This window comes from Streptosporangium heterodermiicola, from assembly GCF_051390675.1.
GTDB lineage: Bacteria > Actinomycetota > Actinomycetes > Streptosporangiales > Streptosporangiaceae > Streptosporangium.
In genome coordinates this window covers 1-22,825 of sequence record NZ_JBPJSR010000004.1, presented here as the reverse complement: position 1 = coordinate 22,825, position 22,825 = coordinate 1, and the positions used below count along the sequence as shown (strand labels likewise).

The window sequence follows — 22,825 nt, the reverse complement described above, 5'->3', positions numbered from 1 at the left end:
TCGGACGACCATGGGCCCAGGACTTCCGGGACACGTTCCGGCACGTGAGCTCTTTCGGGCCCCGTACGGCCAGAAGGTCTCCGGGGGTGCCGTGGGGAGATCTTTCCGGTCCTCCGCGACGCATCCCATATGATGGGCCGCGAGTGACAGGGCAAAAGGGAGATCAGACGTGATAGGTGACGACGACATCTCCGGGTGATACCGGAAGGAATCGGCCACCGGCCGGCGCGTAGCAGCGCTGTCGCCGTGGCCATGTCGTCGTCTCACCGATTCCTGTTCCCCGGCTGGGCGGCCTTCGCGCGCCCGCGTCCCACACGAGGTCTTCTCGCATGTCCGATGCGTTCGTCATCTGCTCGAACCTTTCCTTCTCCTGGCCCGACGACACCCCGGTCTTCCAGGATCTCTCCTTCACCGTGGGCGGCGGCCGTACCGGCCTCGTCGCCCCGAACGGCGCCGGCAAGAGCACCCTGCTCAAGCTGATCGCGGGCGAGTACCGGCCCGGTGGCGGAACCGTGTCCGTCCAGGGCGTGCTCGGCTACCTCCCGCAGAGCCTGCCGCTGGCCGGTGACCTGACCGTGGCCGAGGTCCTGGAGATCGCTCCGGTGATCAGGGCCCTGGACGCCATCGAGTCCGGGGACGCGAGCGAGGAGCACTTCACCACGATCGGCAACGACTGGGACATCGAGGAGCGCACCCGTGCCCAGCTGGACCGGCTCGGTCTCGGGGAGCTCTCCTTCTCCCGGCGCCTCGCGACCCTCAGCGGCGGCCAGGTCGTCTCCCTCGGGCTGGCGGCGCAGCTGCTGAAGCGGCCCGACGTCCTGCTGCTCGACGAGCCGACCAACAACCTCGACCTGGACGCGCGCCGCAAGCTCTACGGCGTGCTGGAGGACTGGAACGGCTGCCTGCTGCTGGTCAGTCACGACCGGGCGCTGCTCGACCGGATGGACCGCATCGCCGAGCTCGACCGGGGCGAGGTCCGCTCCCACGGCGGGAACTTCACCGCCTACGAGGAAGCCGTACGCGCCGCGCGGGAGGTCGCGGAGAAGAACGTCCGCAACGCCGAGCAGGAGGTCAAGCGGGAGAGGCGGGAGATGCGGCAGGCCCGCGAGCGGGCGGCGCGCCGGGCGAGCAACGCCGCCCGCAACCTCAAGGACGCCGGGCTGCCGAAGATCTTCGCCGGGACGATGAAACGCGACGCCCAGGAGTCGGCGGGCAGGGCGAACGAGACGCACGCCGCGCGGGTCGACGACGCCAGGGCCCGGCTCGACGAGGCGAGCCGCGCCCTGCGCGACGAGCAGAGGATCACACTGGAACTGCCGGGGACCAACGTCCCGGCCGGACGCACGGTCTTCCTCGGCGAGGGGATGCGGGTCCACTACGGTGAGCGGGCCCTGTTCGCGGGGGAGGGCGTCGGCCTGACGATCCGGGGACCCGAGCGGATCGCGCTGACCGGCCCCAACGGCGCCGGCAAGTCCACCCTGCTACGCGTGATCAACGGTGATCTCGAACCGGAGGGCGGCCGGGCCAGGCGGGCCGACGGCCGGGTCGCCTACCTCTCCCAGCGGCTCGACCTGCTCGACCTCGGCCGGACCGTGGCGGAGAACCTGGCCGAATTCGCCCCGGGGATGCCGCAGGCCGACCGGATGAACCTGCTCGCCCGCTTCCTGTTCCGCGGCTCCCGCGCTCACCTGCCGGTCGGAGCGCTGTCCGGCGGTGAGCGGCTGCGCGCCACCCTGGCCTGCGTGCTGTACGCGGAACCGGCGCCCCAGCTGCTGTTGCTGGACGAGCCGACCAACAATCTCGACCTGGTCAGCGTCGGCCGGCTGGAGAGCGCGCTCAGCGCCTACGAGGGCGCGTTCGTGGTGGTCAGCCACGACGAACGCTTCCTCGCGGAGATCGGGATCGACCGCTGGCTGCGGCTCTCCGAGGGCCGCCTGCTGGAGACGGGAGCCCCGGCGGCGACCGAGGCACCTCGGGGTGGCTCAGCGGCGGGCTGATGGCGCTCATCCTCGCGGTGATGTTCCCCGGCGACCACCGGCGGTTGTCCCGGCGTTACCGGCAGACCAGGGCGGGCCGCGAGTATCTCGTCCCGGTGGGACGCCGCCGGGCCTGCTGGGACAGCTCACGCCGTACGCCCAGACGCCTGATCACTCCCGTCGCGGGGAGCTTCCCGTCGCGGGAAGCTCCCTCGGCCCGATCCTGGTTGGCGAACACCAAGTCGGCGCCGCTCCCAGTCGGCCCGGGTGAGCCCGTACTCGACGTCGCCGTGCTCGGAGCCCTCGATGATCTCCGGCCAGTCCTCGGTGAAGCTCCGGACGAACGACAGACCGGCCTTCTCCATCACGCGCCGGGATCGTGTGTTGACGGTCATGGTGTTCGCGGTCACCCGTTCCACCCCGAGGTCCGTGAACCCCCTGTGGATCAGGGCTCGCGATCCCTCCGTGGCGTAACCGACGCCCCAGGCGGCCTTTTTCAGCCGGTAACCGAGCTCCACCACGACGGGGCCGTGGTCGTCCGGCGGCCGGAACGCGAACCAGCCCAGGAAGGTGCCGGTGCTCCTCTCCTCCGCGGCCCAGTAGCCGCGGGTGCCGAAGCACGGGTGGTCGTGGAGGAGGCGCGGCAAGGTGTGTGTCCGGATCGCCTCGCGGCTCGCCGGGCGGCCGCCGTTGATGAAGCGCATGACGTCGGGGTCGTCGTCCAGCTCGAACAGGTGGTCCGCGTCGGCCTCGGTGAACGCGCGGAGCACGAGCCGGTCGGTCTCCAGGAAGATGCGCATGCCGGAATCCTCACCACCGGCGACCGGGACCGCCACGGGATTTCCGTCAGGCGAGGGGCGACGGGCCATCCGGCTGTCCGGTCGTTCTACATCCGCTCATCTGCCATATCGCGTCTGTCCTCCTCCCCGGCACCGTACATCCTGGCCGGTTTCCACCGATATCGCTCGGCCGGAGGGGAGCGGCGAGGATCGAGCCCGCGTCGCCGAAGGGCCGGTCGGCTCGCTGGGATCCCGACCGGCCCAGGTGTCAACGCCGGGTGCCGGCCAGCTTCGCGCGGAGCGCCGCGCCGCCGAAGGGCACCCCCGGTGACTCCCAGAAGTTCTCGATCCCACCCGCGTAGACGAAGCCGTACGCGGGCGTTCCCGGCTGGAAGCGCCACCCGTCCGCGAGCGCGCCCGCGTCGACGGTGTCGTAGCCGATCCGGTCGAGGAACGCGGTCGTCTCATCCTTCGCGCCGACGTCGTCGCCCACGATCGCCAGGGCGCTGCGGTCCGCCGCGCCGGAGGGCCGGGCCAGCGCCCGCAGGTGCTCGAAGTAGATGTTGTTGAAGACCTTGACGACCCTGGACGCCGCCAGGTGCCGCTGCAGCAGCTCACTGGACGTGGTGGATCCGGCGTCGAGCTCCGGGATGTCCCCGTCGCGCTGGGGATAGTAGTTGTTGGTGTCGAGAACGGTCTTGCCGGCGAGCGGCTCCACCGGCACGTCGAGATAGGCCCGGAGCGGGACGCTGACGACCACCAGGTCGCCGGCCTCGGCGGCCTCGGCGGAGGTCGCGGCGCCGGCCTTCGGCCCGAGCTCGTCGACCAGTTCCTTCAATGTCTGCGGGCCGCGTGAGTTACTCAGCACCACGTCGTAGCCCGCCGCGACGGCGAGCCGGGCGACCGTGCCCCCGATGTTTCCGCTGCCGATGAGTCCAACAGTTGTCATGACAACCATCAACTTCCGCACTGCACCCGGCATTCCCCGCCGCGTCATGCGTGCCCGGTCACATGGCCCGCAGCCGGGCCGGCCACATGCGGCCTCGGCGTCCGGCCTCTCCGGTGGATGATCAGAAGTGGGTCGTGATCCCGAACGCGTCACGGAGCAGGGCCATGTCGTGAAGGTCCCGGTCACCGGGGTCGTACCCCTGATGGAAGTGGACCTGCTGGGCGGCCGACAGACAGGGCACCCGAACGCCGTCGATCACGCCTGTGACGAAGCAGTCCGGGGGGTGGGAAGAGATGCCGCCGGCGGCGTCGATCCGCTGGACGGCGGAGCCGTCCGAGGCGAACAGCAGCGGGTGAAGGTCCAGATCGTCGCCGTCGCGATCGGTCATGACGAAGCGAGCCGGTCGCCCGGGCGAGACGTCGGGCTGTTCGGCGAACCCGGCCGACTCCAGCGTCCTGATCAGCAGAGGCTCCCGCTCGACGCGATGCACCAGGTCAAGGTCGCGATGCTCGCGGGTGATCCTGTCGACCAAGGCGTCGATGCCCCATCCGCCGGCGACCCAGACCTCGCACCCCGCGTCGCGGAGCAGCGCCAGCACCCGCGGCACCTTGCCGGCCTCGAACATGGGAACACCCTAACGAGGGCCCGGCCGATCACCCCAGAGATAAGACCTTAGGGGTGTCCCGCGCATCACGGCCGTGGTTATCGTCGGATGTGTCAATCCCCCGCACGCACTTTTCCACGGGGATCACCAGAGGCGATGCATTCGTCTATTCGTCGTGCTCGGGAAGGGGAAGACAATGCTGAACACCGTCGAGATCGTCGTTGGTCTTTTTCCAGGACAGGGCGCCTACGCGCCGAACGCCCTGCAGTGGCTGAAAGCGTACGGGAATGGCCCGGCCGAAGCGGTTGACACCATTGACGACGTGGCCCGGGGAATGCTGGGAAAAGGACTGGACCGCGCTTTGTCCGGCGATTCCCTGGAGCGGCTGCTGGATGAGGCGCCGGACGTCCTGCAGCTGGCCGTGTTCGCCGCGTCCACCGCGGCCCACCGCGCGCTCACCGAGGAGGGAGCGCGGTTCAGCGTGCTCGTCGGGCACAGCCTCGGCGAGATCGCGGCGCTGGTCGCCGGTGGCGCGCTGAACGTCGCCGAGGGCGCGGAGATCCTCTGCCACCGCATCATCGCGCTGCGCGAACACGACAGCAGCGGCGGCGGGCTGCTGGCGCTGGGCTGCGAGGCGGAGCGGGCCCAGCAGATCCTGGACCTGCTGCCCACCTCCGGGGCCGTGATCGCGGCGGACAACGGGCCGGAGCAGACGGTGGTGTCGGGGCCGGCCGACGCGCTGCGGCGCACGTCCGCGATCGCCGGCGCCGTGGGCCTGGCCGCCACCGCGCTGCGCGCGCCGCATCCGTTCCACAGCCCGCTGCTCGCCGCCGCCGGGCAGGAGCTGGGCCGCAGGCTCACCAGGTACGGGCGGCGCGGGCTGGGCGTGCCCGTCTTCTCGCCCATCCTGGGCCGTTACTACCGCGACTCGGACGACCTCGGCGAGCTGCTCGCCTCCCATCTCGTCACGCCGGTGCGCTTCGGCGCCGCCGTGGAGCGGCTGCACCGTTCCGGCGCGGGCGTCTGGGTGGAGGTGGGCGCGGGGCGGGCGCTGACGTCACGGGTGCGGTCGGCGCACCGGACCGCGTCCGTGCACACGCCGCTGCTGCCGGACGTGGACACGTTGCGGGAGACCGGCCGTTTCCTGGCCCCCGCCGCCACCCCCCGGCCGGTGGCCGTTGAGAACTCCGGCTCCCGGTCGGTGGCCGTTGAGACCCCCGCCCCCCGGTCGGTGACCGTCGAGAACCCCGCCCCCCGGGCGATTCCCGCTGATGGCGCCACCACCATGGTGGTCGCCGCTGGTGCCACCGCTCAGGCGGTCGTCGCGGGAAGCCTCACCGCTCCCGCTGAAGCCGGAAGCGCCGTCGCGCGGTCGAGGGAGGCGATCGCCGCCCGCGTGCGCGACCTCTACGCCACCACCCTGGAGTACCCGGAGGAGGTCTTCGAGGACCACGCCGAGCTGGAGGCCGACCTCGGCGTCGACTCGGTCAAGCGCGTGGAGCTCATGAGCCGGCTCGGCCTCCTGTTCGAGCTGGGCCCGCGCCCCGAGAACCTGCGGATGTCCGACTACCGCACGTTCGGCCAGGTGGTGGACTTCGTGGTCGACTCGCTGGCCAGGGCGGACGCGGCATGACGGCGTTCGAGGGCCGGGTGGCCCTTGTCACGGGCGGCGCGGGCAGCGTGGGCGCGCACCTCGTGCGCTCGCTCGCCGAGGCCGGCGCCACGGTGGTGCTGAACTGCTTCCACTCCTACGACGCGGCCAAGGAACTCGCGGCCGAGCTGGGCGGCGGCGTCCGGGTGATCAGGGCGTCGGTGGCCAAGCAGGACCAGGTGCGCCGGATGTTCGACGAGGTGACCTCGGCGTACGGACGGCTGGACCTGCTGGTCAACAACGCCGCCGCGGGCACCTTCGTCGGCTGGGACGAGCTCACCGAGGAGCACCTGGACCACGCGTACGAAACCAACGTCAAGGGCGCGCTGTGGTGCGCCCGCGCCGCCCGCCCGCTGCTGGCGCGCTCGGACGCGGGCTGCGTCGTCAACGTCTCCTCGGTCGGGGCGGTGTACGCGCCGGCGAACTACCTGCCGGTGGGGCTGTCCAAGGCCGCGCTGGAGGCGCTGACCCGCTACCTGGCCGCCGAGTTCGCGCCGGACGGGATCCGCGTGAACACCGCCTCCGCCGGGCTGCTGGACAACCCGGTCGGGCGGATGTTCCCCGGGTTCGACTCGATGAGCGCGAACGCCGTGGCCGCGACCCCGATGGGCCGGCTGGCGACCCCGGCCGACCTGGCGGACCTGGTGCTGCTGCTGGCCTCGCCGGGCGCGGCCTGGGTCACGGGACAGACGGTGGTCGCGGACGGCGGTATGTCGCTGCACCGCGCGGCCCTGTCACCGACCCCCGCGCCAGCGCCCGCATCGGAGCGCGTACCAGAGTCCGCGTCAGAGCGCGTACCAGAACCCGCGCCAGAGCCCGCGCAGTCGCGGTCCGAGCCCGAGTCGGCATCCGAGCCCGAGCCCACGTCCGAGTCCAAGCCCACGTCCGAGCCCGCGTCGGACCCCAGCCCCAACCCCAAGCCCGGGCACGAGTCGCGTACGGAGCGGATCCAGGAAGTGGACCCGATCGCGGTGGTCGGGATGGGGCTGGCCGTGCCGGGCGCCGGTGACCCCGACGCGTTCTGGCGGCTGCTCACCGAGGGCGCCGACCTGTTCGTGGACGTCCCGCCGGACCGCTGGCCGCTGGCGAGCTTCCACGACGACGACCCCGGCGCCCCCGACAAGACCTACCAGCGCCGCTCCGGCTTCATCACCGATTTCACCCCGCACCCCGCCCTGGCCGCCGAACGCCCGGACGCCGGACTCGACCACACCACGCTGTGGCTGCGGCACAGCGTCCACCAGGCGCTGGAGGGCGTGGCCAGGCGGGGCGCCGACCGTTTCACCGCCTGCTTCGGCTACACCCCCGACGGCAGCCAGCACCTCCAGGAGGCGCTGGTGGACCGGGAACTCGGCGGCCCCGGTGTGCTGCCGCACGGCGACGCCTCCCGGTCGGAGCCGTTCCCGCACCGGGTGGGCGCGGGCGCGATCGACGGCCTGCTCCCGGCGGACACGCGGCTGCTCATGGTGGACACCGCGTGCTCGTCCTCCCTCTACGCCATCGATCTGGGGCTGCGCGACCTCCTGGCGGACCGGGCCGAGGTCGCCGTGTGCGGCGGCGCGTTCGCGCTGGCCCCCGGCGGCTCGGTGCTGTTCTCCAAGCTGCACGGCCTGTCGCGTGGTGGCGAGGTCCGGGCCCTGGACAGGAGCGCCGACGGCGTGCTGTTCTCCGACGGCGCCGGCGTCGTGGTGCTGAAGCGGCTGTCGCGGGCGCTGGCGGACGGCGACACCGTGCACGGCCTCATCGCGGGCGTCGGGCTGTCGGCGGACGGCAAGGGCAAAGCGATCTACGCGCCGTCCAGCGCGGGCCAGGAACTGGCGATCGCCCGCGCCTTCGGCAAGTCGGGTGTCGGCGCCGACGACGTCGACTGGGTGATCGCGCACGCCACGGGCACCCCGGCGGGCGACGAGGCCGAGTTCCTGAGCCTGCGCGCCGCCTACACCGGGACCCGTCAGGTACGGGTGACCTCGAACAAGTCGCTGATCGGCCACACCGGCTGGGCGGCGGGCGTGGTGTCGGTCATCCACGCGCTGCTGGGGCTGCGGCACGAGGTGATCCCGCCACAGCACCGCTTCTCGGCCGCGCCGGACGCCTTCGGCCTGGAGACGTGCAACCTGACCATCCCCACCCGGCCGGTGCCGTGGCCGTCCCGGCCGGACGGGCCGCGTACGGCCGCCGTGTCGGGGTTCGGCTTCGGCGGCACCAACGCGCACCTGCTGGTGCAGGAGTTCCGGCCGGGCCTGCCCGCTCAAGCGGGTTACGGGGCCAGGAACGGAGAGCCCATGGTGATCGTGGGCTGGTCGGCGCACGTGCCGGGGGCCGAGGACAACGAGCAGGTCGGCGCGTGGGCGCGCGGACGGCACCTCCAGCCGGACTCGTTCGGCGACCGCTATCCGCATCCGCCGTTCGCCCGCCTGCGGCTGCCGGCGTCCACCATCCGGGCGACCGACCGTACCCAACTCATGATCATCGAGTGCATGCAGCGGCTGGAGCCGCGCGTCCGTGAGTTCTGCGCCCGTCACAGCCGCACGACCGGCGTGGTCGTCGGCCACACCGGGCCCACACGCAACGCCGTCCTGTACGCCGTGCGCGCCCACCTGGACGAGCTCGGCCATCTGGCGGGTGAACGGGCGGTGGAGCTGCGCGAGCGCGTGACGGGGCTCATCGGCCCGCCGGACGAGGACTCCTTCCCCGGCGAGATGCCGAACGTCATCGCCGCCCGGCTGAGCGGCTACTTCGACCTGCGCGGGCTCAACATCGCCGTGGACGGCGGCGCCGCCTCGCTGGCCGACGCCTTCGACCTGGCCGGGCGCTATCTGGACTTCGGCGACGTGGACGTCGTCCTGGTGGCGGGGAGCAACGGCAACAGCCTGCGGTCGTGGGGCGACCTGCTCGGCTGCGGGCCGATCGGCGAGGGCACGTTCCTGTTCGCGGTCACCCGCGAGTCGCTGGCTCTGGCCGAGGGACTGCCGGTGCTGGCCGAGGTGTCCGTCGAGGCGGTCGCCGAGGAGAGGCTGGAGGCCACGGCATGACTGGAGGCCACGGCATGAGCAGGGCGAATCTGCTGGGCGCGCAGGGCGCCCGCGAGCTGATCGCGTTCCTGGAGGGCGGCGGCGAGGGGACGATCGAGCTCAGGCCCGATCCCGGCGCCGGCGCGCGCCTCATCAACCTGAGGAGACCCACCGCGCGGGACACACGACCCCCCGAGCCCCCTGCGCCCGCCGCGCAGGACGTGCAGGACGTGCGGAAGACCGAACCCGCCGCGCGGGACACGCGCCCCCCCGAGCCCCCCGAGCCCGCCACGCAAGACGCGCGGAAGACCGAGCACGTCGCGAGGCGCGAGCCGGAGCGGCTGCTGGACCGTCACGTGTTCGAACTGGCCCCCGACCCGCGCCGTCCCGTCCGTACGGCCCCGCCCGCGATCCCGCCGGACGCCGTCGTGCTCACCAACGCGCCGCGCTTCGGGACGGGCCGCGACGACGGCGTGTCCGCGCACGTCAGGCTGCTCGTGGACGCCACCGACCCCCGCCTGCGGGCGGCCCGCTGGTCGCCGGCGGTCGACGAGCTGCTCGACCTGCACGAACGCATGTTCCTGAAGGCCAAGGAGTGCGCCGCCCACCTGGACGGCGGCTCGTTCGTGGTGAGCGTCGTGGGCGGCGTGACGGCGGCGGGCGTGCCGCTGCCGTTCACCGGCCTGTTCACGGGCCTGGTCAAGAGCCTGGCGCTGGAGTTCCCAGGCGCCGACGTACTGGCCACCGTGCACGAGGACGTGCCGCTCGACGAGGTGCTGGCCACGGTGAGCGCCGAGCTGGGCGCGCGGCGGCTCATCCCGGTGACCTACCACGCGGGGGGCCTGCGGCTCACGCCAAGAGCGGTGCCCACCCCGGCCCCGCCGTCTACGGTCCCGCCGCACACGGTTCCGTTGTCTACGGTCCCGCCGCATACGGTCCTGCCGTCTACGGTCCCGCCGTTCGCGGTCTCGTCGCTGGGTGAGGACGCGCTGGTCGTGGCCGCCGGAGGGGCGCGGGGCATCGGCGCCCCGGTGCTGGAGGCGCTGGCCGCGCGCCACCGTCCGCGCCTGGTGATACTGGGCAGCTCCGAACTCCCCGACGACGGCGACGAGGAGCTCGACCGCAGCGCGTTCATCCGCGCCCAGCTGCGGCAGGGAGTCTCGGTGCCGGAGGCGAACGCCCGGTACGACCGGCTCGGCGAGGCCCGGCAGATCCGGCGTACGCTGGCCGGGCTGGAACGGCTGTGCGGGCCGGGACGCGTCCGCTACCTGCGCTGCGACCTGCGCGACGGCGACGCGGTCCAGCGGGCCCTCGCCACCGTGGACGGCCCCATCGACCTGCTGCTCAACATCGCGGGCACGAACCGGGCCTCCGACGTCACCGCCAAGTCCGTCCAGGACTTCCGGGTGGTACGCGACCTCAAGGTGCGCACGTACCTGAACCTGAAAGAGGCGACCCGTGGTCGCGAGCCGCGCCTGTGGTGCAACTTCGGCTCGTTCATCGGGCTGACGGGCCAGCGCGGCGAGACCGACTACGGCGCCGCCAACGACTTCCTCAACACGGCCGCCATGAACGCCACCGGCGAGTTCACCATCGGCTGGACGCTCTGGCGCGACATCGGCCTCGGAGCGTCGCCGCTGATGCGCGACTTCCTGGAGGGCAGCGGCGAGTTCACGCCGACGCCGACCGAGGAGGGCGTCGAGCACTTCATGGCCGAGCTGGCCGCCGCCCCGGACGCGCCCGTCACCGTGTTCTTCGGCGCCAAGGAGCGGGCCGCGATCAGGGCCGCCGTACCGGAGTTCCTGGAGTTCTCGGCGGCCGCGACGCGGCCCCTGCCGTACATCGACCGGGTGCTGCGCCGCGACGCCGCCGAGCTGGTGGCCGAGCGGACGTTCTCCCTGGAACGGGACGGATACCTCGACCTCCACCAGGTCCGCGGCTACCCGACGCTGCCGGGCACGTTCGTCCCCGAGCTGGCGGCGCAGGCCGCCGTCGCCCTCGTGCCGGGCCGGGTGCCGGTCGTCTTCGAGGACCTGCGGCTGGAGTCGTTCCTGCGCATCTACCGCGCGGACCGGCCGGAGGTGAAGCGGCTCACCGCCAGGCTGCTGCGCGCCGACGAGCACGAGTCGGTGGTGGCCGTACGGGTGCTGGGGGACGTGGTCGCCCCGAACGGCGTCACGGTCGCCCGCGACCGGCTGCACTTCTCGGTCACGGTGCGGCTGCGCGACGCCCCGGTGCCCGGCCCCTCGTGGGCGCACTGGGACGAGCACGGCAGCAGGCCGCTGCGCGACCCGTACCACGTGCCGGGGTCCGACGTCCTGCTGCGCGAGGTGTTCGAGTCCACGACCGGCACCCGGACGCATCCGCTGGGGCGGCGCGGCCGGCTCGCGCTCGACGCGCCCGCGCTGCGCCGCTGGTTCCCCGACCTGCTGGTCCCGTCCGTGACGCTGGACGGCCTGGTGCGCGTGGCCGTCCTGGAACGGGTGGCGGGCCGCTGGACGCCGGTCGCGATCCCCCGCTCGATCCGCCGCGTCGACCTGTACGGCGGCCACACCGACCTGACACTCGCCGCGCTGACCGAGCCGGTGGAGCTGTACGTCACCCCGGTCGACCTCGACCTGGAGGACCCGGAGCCGGACAACCGGGCCATCGCGGTCGCGTCGAGCGGCGAGGTGCTGCTGCAGGTGAAGGACATCATCGGCGCCGTCGTCGGCTACGTGGACCAGGAGACCGGCGAGTACGTCGACAGAGAGCGATTCGACGAGCGATTCGACCGCGAGGAGCGCCGATGAACCCCGAAGGGACCTGCCCGGTCGCCCACGGCCCGCGAGGGCTGCCGGTGATCGGCGACGCCATCCCCTACTTCAAGGACCCGCTGGCCTACACGCTGTCCATGCAGGAACGCGACTCGCTGGTGTCGGTCCAGCTGCCCATCCCGTTCGTCCAGGTCACCGAGCCCGAGGCGATCGAGCGGGTGCTGCGCGTCAACCCGGACAACTACCAGCGCGGCACCCTCTACCAGGGGTTCTTCGGCATGATGGGGTCGGGCCTGCTGACGCTCGACACCGACGACTGGCGCGGCCCGCGCAAGGCGGTGCAGCCGGCCTTCACCCCCCGGCGGGTGACCGGCAGCGCCCGCGAGGCGGTCACCGCCACCGAGAAACTGCTGCGAACCTGGTCGGGGCACGCCGCCTCGGGCGCGGTGGTGGACGTCGCGCCGGGCCTGATGGACGTGTCCGCGCGGGTCATGGGCATGGCGCTGGTCGGCCGCGACCTGTCGGGCACCGACTACACCCGGGCCGCCGCGATCGCCAACAAGGTCATATACACCAGCACGATCAAGGGCGTCTCGGCGCTGATCCCGTCCTTCGTGCCGACGCGCTACCACCGCGACCGCAAATGGTCGGAACGGGTGCTCGACACCATCATCCGCGAGGTGATCGAGGAGCGGCGGGCCGCCGGCGAGCACGGCACGGACGCCGCCGGGCTGCTGCTGGACGCCGGACTGTCCGACAAGGAGGTCTCGGACAACCTGCGCACGCTGCTGCTGGCCGGCTCCGACACCACCGGTCAGGCGCTGGCCTGGACCATGTACGAACTGGCCCGCCACCCGCAGGCCCGCCGCGCCGTCGAGCGCGAGGTGGACGAGGTGCTGGCCGAAGGGCCGCCCGACCTGGAGCGGCTGGGCGAGCTGCCCCAGACCACGGCGGCGGTGAACGAGGCGCTGCGCCTGCACCCGCCGGTCTGGCAGTTCCCCCGCGACGCCGTCGAGCCGGACACCCTGGCCGGGCGGCACGTCCCGGCGGGAACGACGGTCCTGCTCAGCGTGTACGGCACGCACCGCTCGCCCGAGCACTGGGCGGACCCGGAGGCCTACGACCCGCAGCGCTTCCTGGACGACGCCCAGGACCAGCGGCACAAGCACGCCTTCCTGCCGTTCGGGGGAGGGCGGCGCATGTGCGTCGGCAAGGGACTGGCGATGGCGACGCTGGTGACGGCGGTGGCGATGCTGTCGCGGCGCTACCGGCTGCGGCTGCCGGGCGCGCGCCAGGTGCGCAGCGGCCACTACATCACGCTGTTCCCCAGCTCGGGGCTCCCGGCGGTCGTGCAGGAGCGGGCATGACCGTGACGGAGGTCCGGCGTACAGGAGCGGACACGGCCGTGACGGCGGTCCGGCCGCCCGGGGCTTCCGGCGGTCGTACAGGAGCGGACATGACTGGGACGGTGGTCCGGCCGCCCGGGGTTTCCGGCGGTCCCGCGGGAGCGGACACGGCCGTGGCGGCGGTCCGGCCGCACCTGGTCTCGTTCGAGACCGGCTCCTTCGTGCGGCCCGTGCGCCGCATGGTCTGGGAGCCGGTGCCGCACCCGCTCCCGCCGCCGTCCCCCGTGGCGCGGCGGCTGCTGGTCGTCGGCTCGGACACCGACCTGGCCGTACGGCTGGCGAGCCGTCTCGGCGCCGACGTGTGCGCCCCCGGCCGCGAGCCGGAGCACGGCGACTGGGACGGGATCGTCGACCTGAACGTCACCGGCGTCCCGTACCGGCTCGGCGGCGGCGAGTGGCGGGACGCGCTGGCCAGGACCACCCGCGTGGTGCGGCGCCGCTACGCCTCCTGGCAGGCGGAGTCGCGCGCCGACCGGTGCTGCTACGTCGCGGTCACCCACCTGGGCGGCCTGATGGGCTACGACGACGGGCCGATCGAGACACCCCTGGGCGGCATCTGGGCGGGGTTCGCCAAGTGCCTGCCCCGCGAGCTGCCCAACCTCGCGGTGAAGGTGCTGGACGTCGACTCCGCCGACCCGGACGGGCTCGCCGGGCTGCTGGAGTCCGAGCTGGCGGCGTGGGACCTGTTCGAGATCGGCTACCGGCGCGGCGTGCGCCACGCGCTCACCGCCCTGCCGAGCCCGGAACCACCGCCGCGCCTGGACCTGGACACCGGCGACCTGGTACTGATCTCGGGAGGCGCGCGCGGCGTCGGCTTCGCCCTGGCGCGCGGGCTGGCCGAGCGGTTCGGCTGCCGCGTCGTGGTGACGGGCCGCGACGAGCTGCCCGCCGCGGACTGGCTCACGCTGCCGGACGACCGCTACGACGCCCACCGCCGCGCCCGGATCGCCGCCGCCCGCACCGCCGACGCCCTGCGGGAGACGCGGGCGGCGCTCAAGCGCGAGTCGGAGCTGCGCCAGGTCGCCGCCAACCTGGCCGCCGCCGAACGGGACGGCCTGCGCATCGCGTACGAGGCGTGCGACTGCGTCCGGCAGGAGCAGGTGGACGCCCTGTTCGCCCGTCTCCCGGCCCCGGCCGCGGTGGTGCACAACGCGGGCATCGACCTGCCGACCAGGCTCGACAGGAAGACCCCCGAGGAGGTCGTGCGCACCGTCGAGGTGAAGGTGTCGGGGTTCGCGTCCCTGACCAGGGCGGTGCTCGCCACGCCGGAGCGGCGGGCGGCGCTCAAGGTCTTCTGCAACGTGGGGTCGCTGGCCGGGCGCATGGGCGGCATGATCGGCCAGATCGACTACGCGGCGGGCAACGAGGCGCTGTCGCGGCTGGGGTTCTGGGCACGGAACACGTACGGGCTGCCGACGCAGACGCTCTGCTGGCCGACGTGGGAGCGCCTGGGCGTGATCGCCAACTACGACGCGGCGGTCCGGTACGTGTCCACCCTCGACCCCGCCGAGGGCGTGCGCCGCTGGATCGACGAGCTCCGCTCCGGCGGCACCGGCGAGGTCATGTTCATCGGCCAGGTGGGCGGCGCGCTGGTGCCCACGCAGCTGCGCGGCTTCTGGCTGTTCACCGGCCACCCCGACCTGCCCCGGCTGCACGGCCTGGCGCACTTCCTCGGTGAGGTCGAGGACTTCCTGCCCTTCCGCTCACTGCGCGGCTCGATCGTCCACCGCCCCGGCTCCCACCCCTGCCTCGCCGACTTCACGGTGGACGGCCGACCGGCCCTGCCGGTGTCGGTGCTGCTGGAGCAGGCATGCTCGGTCGCCGACTGGGTGGTACCCCCCGGCTGGCCGCTGCAGCACCTGGCCTCGGTGCACGACATACGGATACACCCATCGGCGCTGATTTTGGACGGCGGCCGGTTCACCACGTCGGCGGTGGGCGAGATGACGGAGGAGGGCTGGACGGTCCACGTCACGATCACCGCCGCCGACGGCGCGGTCGCCGGTTCGATGCGCCTGCTCTACCAGCCGGAACCCCCCGAGATCCCTCCCCTGCCCCCTACCCCCGCCCCGGCCCCGCCCGCCGTCAAGACGTACGATGGCGGCCGCCTGGCCTGGTCGGGGCTCGTCCTCGGGACGGCGGCCGACCCGCTGCCCGTCGTGACGGCCGCCGACCTGTGGACGACCCCCTTCCCACCCGCCCACGGCATCGCGCCCGCCGCCCTGGAGGCCGCCGTCCGCGCGGCCGGCCCGGTGACCGGCGACCTCCTCACCATCGACCGGATCGTGCCCCGCCCAGGGGCGCAGCACGTGGACCGGCTGCTACCCGTGGAAGGCGGCTGGGCCGGTTCGCGGGCGGGCGAGCCCGTACTGTTCATCGCGCGGGTGGAACGGGGGAGCTGACGGCCTGTGACGCGCCGGCCGGGCCGCGCGGGCTTGAGCAGGGAAAACGGGAGCACGGATCGGGGCGGGGCGATTCCCCGTCTGTTCCGGCACGCATCCGGTACGCGATCACGCTTGCGACCTTTTCCCTGTCTCGAAATTGTCGGTGGAGCTCTGTAGCGTCCGAGGCCACTGTGCGAAGGGATCATCATGGCGACGACAACGTCACGCGACGGTACGCGGATCGGATTCGAACAGACGGGAACGGGACCAACGCTCGTACTGGTCGACGCGGCGGGCGGATTCCGCGAGTTCGGCCCCATGAAGTCACTCGCCGAACACCTCGCCGACAGGTTCACGGTCGTGATCTACGACAGGCGCGGGCGTGGCGAGAGCGGAGACACGCAGCCGTACGCGGTCGAAAGGGAGGTAGAGGACCTGGCGGCCGTGATCGAGGGGGCCGGTGGGCCTGCGTTCGTCCACGGGTTCTCCTCCGGCGCGATCCTCGCCCTGCTCGGAGCGGTGGCCGGGCTGCCGATTTCGATGATTTCGCTCCTTGAGCCGCCGATCGCCCTCGACAAGCCGTCACAGGAAGGTGACCTCGCGGCCGAGATCGAGGCACTGGTCGCCGCCGGTCGCCGAGCCGATGCGGTCGAGCACTTCCACACAAGCATCGGCGTTCCCCCCGAGATGACCGCGGGCATGCGACAGGCGCCTTTCTTCCCGATACTGGAGGGCATCGCGCACACCCTCGCCTACGACAGTCGCACGACCGAAGCCGTCTCTTCCGACACGCTTCGATCCGTCGTCGTGCCGGCCTTGGTGATCAACAGCGAATCCAGTGACGAACGCCTGCGCGGCTGGGCTCAGGAGACGGCGGCGGCTCTTCCGCAAGGTCGTCATCTGCCCCTGAAGGGCGATTGGCACGGCGTCCCCGATGACGTGCTGGCCCCCGCACTGGCCGAGTTCTTCCTCCGCGGGGCCGCCTGAGAGCCGTGCGGGCGACACGAACCTCGCACACGAATGAGTGTCGCTCCCCGGAAAGATCAAGTCTCAGGGGGCTGGGGATTCCGTCCGACCTGGGTCTTGAGGCCTGGAGCGGGTGACGGGAGCCGAACGGTTGCCGACTCACGCCGAGGTCAGGTCATGCAACCCTGACCGTTGAAGGTCTCTAGTCGTCGATCGACCCGAGCCTTCTTCGCCGCCAATCGCTCCGGCCGAAATAAATCGCGAGCGCCAGCAATGTCAACAATCCACTGAGCGGATAACTACCCATAAGCGCCGTCAGCCACGTCCCGACGTGGGATGGATATATGAAAAGTGTCGCCAGGGTGATGTATCCGGGCAGTAGAAAGATGAGCCACAGGAACCCCACGCCCGCCTTCTCAAGGGGGGCGTCCACGCGCTGGGCGCGCTGTGCCCAGAGCACCAGGAGCGGTACGCACCAGACCCAGTGGTGCGGCCAGGAAACGGGTGAGACGAGCAGCCCCACGACGGCGCAGGCGGTGATCCCGGCGAGCTCGCCCGCCTTCTTCGCGGTCCACGCGGCGACCAGGAGTCCGCCCGTGCCGATCACCGCGCACAGGGCGAGCCAGAGGGGCACGGTGGGCCAGGAGCCGGGCATGAGCAGAAGCACGCCGCGAATCGATTGATTGAAAAAATTCGCGCTCTGCTCGGCGACCACCCGTTGCGTGTCGAAGAACGCGCCACCCCAGTAATCACGCGAATCGGCCGGCAGCAGCAGGAATCCGAGTATCACCGTGCCGAGAAAACCAAGGCCGGTCATCAGGGCGGCCCGGAAACGACGCGTGATGAGAAGATAGGGGATGAATATCAGCGGGGTGAGCTTGATGCCTGCGGCGATTCCCGTTCCTATACCGTGCCACTTTTCTTTGCCGTGCGTCAGATCCACAACTATCGCCAGCAGCAGAATGATACCTATTTGACCGTTCCATAATGTTAGCGCTACTGGGTACAAGGGAAGCATCGCGACAACGCCCAGCAACGTGTGAGTCGCCCGGCGACTACGGCTCTTCACCGCGGTACGGCCGACGAGAATCCATATCACCACCTCAAGGGCGAGTATGGAGATCAGCACCCAGAGGGCGACGGCGATCTCCATTCCGACCAGGGCGAGAGGCGTGAACAGCATTGCCGCGAACGGTGAATAGGTGAACTTCAGCCAGTTGTCACCTATGATCAAATTGTAGACAGAGGTGCGCTGCAGTACCGCCGCTCCGCCTTCCCGGTAAACCTCCAGATCAATCCAGCCCCTCGCGTGGATCGCGTTGAAGGCGAAGGCTGTCAGCGCGCCACCCAACGCGATCAACACACCGCACGCTATTTGGAAAGAGCCGCCGTCCCTCTTGCCCAAACGAATGCGCGGACCGGCTGACACCAAAGAAGGCATGGCAACTCCCGACTCAGCTGTGGTGCACGTTAGTCACGCCGCCTTGTCAAAAGCTTGTCGTGCCTTGCCTGTGCCGACCGTTCACCAATCGGGGTTCTGGTGTGACCAGAAAGGAGTGTCTCCTTACTGATAACAGGAAGGGATCATGCGCGTCGATCGTCTGTCAGCGGATATGCTCGGTGGTGGCCGGCGCCATCGGGGCCAGCGCTGTCAGGGCCCGCATCAAAGGAAAGTGGAACGACGCTCCGACCTGATGACGAGGATACGAATGGATACGGATTCGGCCAGGAGAGGCTTCGCCGCCACGATCATCTACTTTGAACGACCGTGGAATACTTCGTGTACGGCCGCGACCGCCCCGGTGCCTTCGAGCTCAAGATGAGCCTGAACGGCGACCACCGGTCCTTCATGGACGGGTACGGGAAACTGCTGGTCGCCCGCGGTCCCACGCTGACCGGCGATGGAGACGACGCAGAGTCGACGGGCAGCCTGCACATCGTCGACCTCCCGGACGCGGAGGCCGCTCGCACGTTCGCCTACGAAGAGCCGTACTACCGCGCCGGTGTCTTCGAGTCGGTGCCGCTGTGCCGCTTTCACAACGCCCTGGGCCGCACCATGTGGGACTTCACCGAGGCCGTCGACGGCTGCGGCCGGTTCCTGGTGATCACCATGGGCGAGTCCGACCCCGCACCGGTCACGTCGAAACACATGATCGTGTACGGCGAGCTGCTCGCCCTTGACGGTGAGGCGCGGATCGGCCGAGCGGCCATGGTGGAGGCGCCGGACCGGGAGGCCGCCGCGACACTGCTGCCGGTCGGCGGGGGCCGCACGGAGATACACCCCCGGCGCTTCGGCGGCAGACCCGGTGCGATGCCCGCAGGGTGATCGCGGAGCCATGGCCCGAGAAGGTCGAACAGTCCTGGAAACGACCGAGGCGCGGGTCGGGAATCCATCCCTGACCTGAGCCTCGAAGCGTGGAGCGGGTGACGGGAATCGAACCCGCGCGGTCAGCTTGCAAGTGCATCGATCACAGCTGGCAGGACTGCCGGCCTTGGCTTTGGACCGGTCGTGAGTAATTTTGTTCGGCCCCTTCTCGCCCTGGCCAATGGCCCGGCGATCAGCTCGCGACCTGGTCTTACCCGTACGACACCCGCACCCTGCCCACCTGATCGCCTCGGTCTGCCCGCCGGAGAAGCGGATTCGGGTCGGCCATCCGACCGGAGCGCTTGGTCCCTGTGGATTCGCGTGATCCGCGGATGTGGCGCTTGCCCGCTGTATAACGTCCGTGTTATGACCTGGGGAGGAGTAGGGCTGGAGCCAGAGGTGGACAAGTGGTTCGACACGCTTGATCAAGAAGGTCAGGAGACGGCGGCGTTCTATGTCGGCCTGCTGGCCGAGCGGTGTGTCCTGCTCGATGAGCCTTACACCCGGCAGTTGCGTGGCAAGTTACGTGAGCTGCGGTTTCACCTTGAACGAGAGGCGGTGCGCGTCAGCTACTGCATCGCACCGGGCAGGCGGATCATCCTGTTGACGGTCTTCCGTAAGCAGCGGATGCGTGAGACCGCCGAAGTCGAGCGTGCGTGGCGGGCCATGCAGCGATGCATCGCTGAGGCTCACACGGCAGACGAGGAGTGAGCGGAATGGGCGAGCGTAAGACGTGGGCCGACAAGCGGGAGGAAATCATGAGCCGTCCCGGCGCGGGGGCCGCGTACGAGGCGACGCGGATCCGTTTCGAGCTCGGTGAGGCGGTACGGCTGCGCCGCGAACAGCTCGGGCTGACTCAGGCCGAACTGGCCGAGCGCACAGGGTTGAAGCAGCCCGCGGTGGCGCGGTTCGAGGCAGGCGGGACGATGCCGACGATTCCGATGCTGGAGAGGCTCGCGGAAGCGTTGGAGATGCGGCTCAGCGTCCAGTTCCAGCCGCTGCGTGAAGCGAGCTGATCCGCTGAAGAGGCATTGAAGTCATCGAGTACGCAACGGCACAGGTGGTCGTCGAGATACCGGAAAAGATCAGTCCCAGGCTCGAAATCCATCCCGAAACCGGGCTTTTGGGCGTGGGGCGGGTGACGGGAATCGACCCCGCGCTGCCAGCTTGGGATGTCTCCAACGCACCTGGTCGCTGAGCAGGGGAGAAGCTGACTTTCCGGGGGAGAGGGCGAGTGATCGCGATTCCCCGTGATCTCCCTCCTGACGGGCACGCAACGGGTGCGGGGGCATGCGCCAGCGTGATCGGTGAAGTCTCCACGTGCCATGGCGATGGCCTAACCAGGACGGCGAACCATCACGCAGGCGAACCCTCTGACCTCAACCCCGTACAGGCCTAACAAACGGCCGGCGGGGCCAACCATCGCCTCAGCCAGGCCAAGGGCTCAGCTGAGGGCGTAGCGGCTGATCTGGGATGGTAACCAAGATCGAGCAGTGGACACGAAGTCGGGCCTGGTGCTCATCTCTGCCGCGAGTTACCATCGAGTGTATATATTATTGATGGTATGTCTCAGTGGGAGATCGACCTGGAGCCGGAGGTGGAGTCTTGGCTGGACGGACTTTCCTTTCCGCTCTATCAGCGGGTCATGCGGAACGTAGATGACTACCTCGTCACTGGTGGCATTTCTGATGGGGATCACGTTAAGAAACTGAAGGACGCCGAAGGGGTGCACGAGTTGCGTGTTGCTCTCGACCGTACGACCTGGCGGATGACTTTCTGGAAGCCGTCCAACAAAGTGATCGTGATCCTGACGGTTTTCCGCAAGACACAGGATGGGACACAGACCACCGACATCGACCGAGCGATTGCTGCCAAGAAGCGGTGTGAGGCAGAGCATGACCTGGCCACCACGCACGTGTTCGAGAGGAGCGCATGATGGGGCACAGCCGTTGGGAGACCTACAAGGCGAAGCGTCTGCGCGAGATGGAGGAGGATGCGCAGCCCCACTCCGAGTACGAGCAGGCGGGCCGTGACCTGGAGCTCGGAGATCAGTTGCGTGAGATCCGTAAGCGCCGAGGCTTGTCTCAGAGGGTCGTAGCGGAGCGCTCCGGGATGTCCCAGCCCGCCCTGTCTCGCATCGAGGGCGGTGGCGGTATTCCGGATATAGCGACGCTGCTGCGCCTCGGTGCGGCAATGGGGGTTCGGTTCCGCGTCGAGCTCGTCGTTGACGACGACACCACCGAAATCGAGCCTCTAACGGTGCATCACCGACAGCTCACGAGCGCATCAGCTGCAGGCGGCCACTTCTAGGCCCAGCCTGCAAGCTTCAGCTGCGGCGGCCTTGTTCGGGAGTCGTCGGCGCCAGGGGGCGAGGAAAAGCCCAGCTCTAGATCACGTTCTTGAGCTGGGCTTTTGATATCGAAGCAGGTGATGGGAATCGAACCCGCCCTGTCAGCTTGGATAGTTTCCAAAGCACTTGGCCTCTGAGCTGGGGAAGCGCTGACCTGTGGGGGAGTGTTCCGGTTGCCGTGAGTTCCTCTGGCTCTTCCTGCTGACGGGCACGCAACGGGCGCGGGGGCATGCGCCGGCGTGATCATTCGGAGTGTCCTGCGGTTGCCGTCAAGCTAGCGTCCATGCTCCCGAATCGCCGCCTCGATTCGTAGGCCGATGCCGAGGACAGCAAAGATCGGCATTCCCGTGAGAGCCTGGTCGGGTAGTTCGCCATCATTGGCGATGAGGAGCAGGAGAGAGCCAGTGTCACCCCAAGAGTGAAGGCCACATTCCCGCAGGCTCTCACGGTCTCTAAGTCGCTCTTTGTCTCGCGAGGAGTGACGTTCTCCGGCTCGTTCACAGCGAAGATCATCCCATGTCGGCAGACGCAGCGAAAGAGTGCGGAGACGCCATCCGTGGATTTCGCCTGCCGGATCTTCCCGTCGTGATCTATCTCCACACCACCAAAGATCGGGATCGGGCCATCGCCGACGCATTGGGGGAGATCGTTAAGGAAGGTCTTAAATCTGATAAGAGAGGAACCGAATCGCTGCCTGCCGCCACCCCCAATGCCTGAAGGAGCGGAACATGCCGCAACTCTGCTCAGTGCTCGGGCGCATTCTCTTGTCAAGTCCGGGATCTTTGCCCTGTTTTAGTACTTCTTGTGCAGGATCTATGTGCTGGATGTCGAGCGGTAAGCGGTCTCCTTGCTGGCGCAGAGCAGTACAGGGCACTCCCTTATGTCCGTCAATGCTCGATACGAGAGAGGCATCGTTGATCAGGATCGTGGGGAAGAGAGCGCTGTCCTGCTTTACTGCTCCTTGCGTGAGAGCGACGCACCGATCGCCCAAATGGCGAACGGCTCTCTGTTGGCGCAGAGAGCCGCTCTTACGTCCCTCGCTAGTCGGTACAAGAGAGGACGTCGTTGATGAGCGTACGGAGGGGATCTCCGTCAGACAAAGCATCTGCGGCCGATGGGTATGGACGCCTACCTCAGAGGTGGGTAACCATCCTTGCTGTCTCGTCCGCGATCGCTGTTGCTGCGGCGTTCCTGACCAATCCCATGGTCGGGGTGCCTGTCTGGTTGGCGGCAATCGGCCTGCTGCACCAGATCATGGACTGAGGTCCATCGGTGGGGGTCGCCGCGATCTGTAGACCTGATGGTCGGTGGCCCCCCATGCCAAGATCAACCAATCTGGCACGGATCTGGCACGCGAGTGAGAGACGGCCGTGAAAACAACAAGGCCCAAGTCGGGACTGATGTCCTGAACTGGGCCTTAGCGTTGGAGCGGGTGACGGGAATCGAACCCGCGCTGTCAGCTTGGGAAGTGCATCGATCACGCCTAGTGGGACGGCCGACCTGGGTGTTCGGCCGGTCGTGAGTGACCGTGGTTGCCCCCTCGTCACCCTGGTTAATGGCCCGCTAATGGCCCGATGGTGAAAGCTCTGGATTGGGTTCGGTGGCGGACTCAGCAGCGACGGTGTGGA

General features: G+C 69.8%; 17 protein-coding genes. 13 read left to right on the top strand and 4 right to left on the bottom strand.

What is annotated here, in order from left to right; translation table 11 throughout:
• Positions 1-329 precede the first annotated feature (329 nt).
• Positions 330-1,997, top strand: coding sequence for an ABC-F family ATP-binding cassette domain-containing protein (locus tag ACSC1Q_RS10025; RefSeq protein ID WP_436758388.1), 1,668 nt, complete (start codon positions 330-332; stop codon positions 1,995-1,997).
• Positions 1,998-2,122: 125 nt separating this feature from the next.
• Here the strand turns inward: ACSC1Q_RS10025 and ACSC1Q_RS10020 are convergent, their stop codons facing one another.
• From ACSC1Q_RS10020 to ACSC1Q_RS10010, 3 genes are all read right to left on the bottom strand, one after another.
• A complete protein-coding gene (locus ACSC1Q_RS10020) occupies positions 2,123-2,776 on the bottom strand; it encodes a GNAT family N-acetyltransferase (RefSeq protein WP_436758387.1) in 654 nt (217 codons plus the stop codon).
• A 247-nt stretch (positions 2,777-3,023) separates the two neighbouring features.
• On the bottom strand, positions 3,024-3,704 hold the full coding sequence (locus ACSC1Q_RS10015) for an NADPH-dependent F420 reductase (protein WP_436758386.1): 681 nt from the start codon (positions 3,702-3,704) through the stop codon (positions 3,024-3,026).
• 121 nt (positions 3,705-3,825) lie between these two features.
• On the bottom strand, positions 3,826-4,329 hold the full coding sequence (locus ACSC1Q_RS10010; RefSeq protein ID WP_436758385.1) for a nucleotidyltransferase domain-containing protein: 504 nt from the start codon (positions 4,327-4,329) through the stop codon (positions 3,826-3,828).
• Positions 4,330-4,669: 340 nt separating this feature from the next.
• On the opposite strand from ACSC1Q_RS10010, the gene ACSC1Q_RS10005 reads away from it, so the two are divergent.
• From ACSC1Q_RS10005 to ACSC1Q_RS09980, 6 genes are all read left to right on the top strand, one after another.
• On the top strand, positions 4,670-5,941 hold the full coding sequence (locus ACSC1Q_RS10005; protein WP_436758384.1) for an acyltransferase domain-containing protein: 1,272 nt from the start codon (positions 4,670-4,672) through the stop codon (positions 5,939-5,941).
• Complete coding sequence (locus ACSC1Q_RS10000; protein WP_436758383.1) at positions 5,938-8,991, top strand: SDR family oxidoreductase; 3,054 nt, start codon at positions 5,938-5,940, stop codon at positions 8,989-8,991. The genes ACSC1Q_RS10005 and ACSC1Q_RS10000 overlap by 4 nt, the downstream gene beginning before the upstream one ends.
• Before the next feature lie 14 nt (positions 8,992-9,005).
• Positions 9,006-11,762 carry a KR domain-containing protein gene (locus ACSC1Q_RS09995; protein ID WP_436758382.1) on the top strand — a complete coding sequence of 919 codons (2,757 nt, stop codon included), beginning with the start codon at positions 9,006-9,008 and terminating at the stop codon, positions 11,760-11,762.
• The gene (locus tag ACSC1Q_RS09990) at positions 11,759-13,093 is read left to right on the top strand and encodes a cytochrome P450 (RefSeq protein ID WP_436758381.1); all 1,335 of its coding nucleotides are present in this window, start codon (positions 11,759-11,761) and stop codon (positions 13,091-13,093) included. Before ACSC1Q_RS09995 ends, ACSC1Q_RS09990 begins: the two co-directional genes overlap by 4 nt.
• 89 nt (positions 13,094-13,182) lie before the next feature.
• The gene (locus tag ACSC1Q_RS09985) at positions 13,183-15,534 is read left to right on the top strand and encodes an SDR family NAD(P)-dependent oxidoreductase (RefSeq protein ID WP_436758380.1); all 2,352 of its coding nucleotides are present in this window, start codon (positions 13,183-13,185) and stop codon (positions 15,532-15,534) included.
• 189 nt (positions 15,535-15,723) lie between these two features.
• Positions 15,724-16,503, top strand: a complete 780-nt coding sequence (locus ACSC1Q_RS09980) for an alpha/beta fold hydrolase (protein WP_436758379.1) — start codon at positions 15,724-15,726, stop codon at positions 16,501-16,503.
• Positions 16,504-16,684: 181 nt separating this feature from the next.
• On the opposite strand, the gene ACSC1Q_RS09975 is transcribed toward ACSC1Q_RS09980, so the two are convergent.
• Positions 16,685-17,845: a glycosyltransferase 87 family protein gene (locus ACSC1Q_RS09975; protein ID WP_436758378.1), complete on the bottom strand. Its 1,161-nt coding sequence runs from the start codon at positions 17,843-17,845 to the stop codon at positions 16,685-16,687.
• A gap of 405 nt (positions 17,846-18,250) precedes the next feature.
• Here ACSC1Q_RS09975 and ACSC1Q_RS09970 point away from each other — a divergent pair, with 405 nt between their 5' ends.
• The 6 genes from ACSC1Q_RS09970 (at position 18,251) to ACSC1Q_RS09945 (ending at position 21,914) form a co-directional block, all read left to right on the top strand.
• Positions 18,251-18,808, top strand: a complete 558-nt coding sequence (locus tag ACSC1Q_RS09970) for a YciI family protein (RefSeq protein WP_436758377.1) — start codon at positions 18,251-18,253, stop codon at positions 18,806-18,808.
• Between the two features lie 438 nt (positions 18,809-19,246).
• On the top strand, positions 19,247-19,558 hold the full coding sequence (locus ACSC1Q_RS09965) for a type II toxin-antitoxin system RelE/ParE family toxin (RefSeq protein WP_436758376.1): 312 nt from the start codon (positions 19,247-19,249) through the stop codon (positions 19,556-19,558).
• 5 nt (positions 19,559-19,563) lie between these two features.
• Positions 19,564-19,863, top strand: coding sequence for a helix-turn-helix domain-containing protein (locus ACSC1Q_RS09960; RefSeq protein ID WP_436758375.1), 300 nt, complete (start codon positions 19,564-19,566; stop codon positions 19,861-19,863).
• A gap of 548 nt (positions 19,864-20,411) precedes the next feature.
• Positions 20,412-20,783, top strand: coding sequence for a type II toxin-antitoxin system RelE/ParE family toxin (locus ACSC1Q_RS09955; protein ID WP_436758374.1), 372 nt, complete (start codon positions 20,412-20,414; stop codon positions 20,781-20,783).
• A complete protein-coding gene (locus ACSC1Q_RS09950; protein WP_436758373.1) occupies positions 20,783-21,157 on the top strand; it encodes a helix-turn-helix domain-containing protein in 375 nt (124 codons plus the stop codon). Before ACSC1Q_RS09955 ends, ACSC1Q_RS09950 begins: the two co-directional genes overlap by 1 nt.
• A gap of 556 nt (positions 21,158-21,713) precedes the next feature.
• Positions 21,714-21,914 (top strand): hypothetical protein, encoded by a 201-nt coding sequence (locus ACSC1Q_RS09945; protein WP_436758372.1) that lies wholly within the window; start codon positions 21,714-21,716, stop codon positions 21,912-21,914.
• Positions 21,915-22,825 lie beyond the last annotated feature (911 nt).

Bases quoted from the DNA above. Each gene is read 5' to 3' on its own strand.
- ACSC1Q_RS10010 (WP_436758385.1), bottom strand. From the start codon at position 4,329: ATGTTCGAGGCCGGCAAGGTGCCGCGGGTGCTGGCGCTGCTCCGCGAC.
- ACSC1Q_RS09995 (WP_436758382.1), top strand. From the start codon at position 9,006: ATGAGCAGGGCGAATCTGCTGGGCGCGCAGGGCGCCCGCGAGCTGATC.
- ACSC1Q_RS10000 (WP_436758383.1), top strand. From the start codon at position 5,938: ATGACGGCGTTCGAGGGCCGGGTGGCCCTTGTCACGGGCGGCGCGGGC.
- ACSC1Q_RS09980 (WP_436758379.1), top strand. From the start codon at position 15,724: ATGGCGACGACAACGTCACGCGACGGTACGCGGATCGGATTCGAACAG.
- ACSC1Q_RS10025 (WP_436758388.1), top strand. From the start codon at position 330: ATGTCCGATGCGTTCGTCATCTGCTCGAACCTTTCCTTCTCCTGGCCC.
- ACSC1Q_RS09990 (WP_436758381.1), top strand. From the start codon at position 11,759: ATGAACCCCGAAGGGACCTGCCCGGTCGCCCACGGCCCGCGAGGGCTG.
- ACSC1Q_RS09950 (WP_436758373.1), top strand. From the start codon at position 20,783: ATGGGGCACAGCCGTTGGGAGACCTACAAGGCGAAGCGTCTGCGCGAG.
- ACSC1Q_RS10015 (WP_436758386.1), bottom strand. From the start codon at position 3,704: ATGACAACTGTTGGACTCATCGGCAGCGGAAACATCGGGGGCACGGTC.
- ACSC1Q_RS09955 (WP_436758374.1), top strand. From the start codon at position 20,412: ATGTCTCAGTGGGAGATCGACCTGGAGCCGGAGGTGGAGTCTTGGCTG.
- ACSC1Q_RS10020 (WP_436758387.1), bottom strand. From the start codon at position 2,776: ATGCGCATCTTCCTGGAGACCGACCGGCTCGTGCTCCGCGCGTTCACC.
- ACSC1Q_RS09945 (WP_436758372.1), top strand. From the start codon at position 21,714: ATGTCGGCAGACGCAGCGAAAGAGTGCGGAGACGCCATCCGTGGATTT.
- ACSC1Q_RS09960 (WP_436758375.1), top strand. From the start codon at position 19,564: ATGGGCGAGCGTAAGACGTGGGCCGACAAGCGGGAGGAAATCATGAGC.
- ACSC1Q_RS09985 (WP_436758380.1), top strand. From the start codon at position 13,183: ATGACTGGGACGGTGGTCCGGCCGCCCGGGGTTTCCGGCGGTCCCGCG.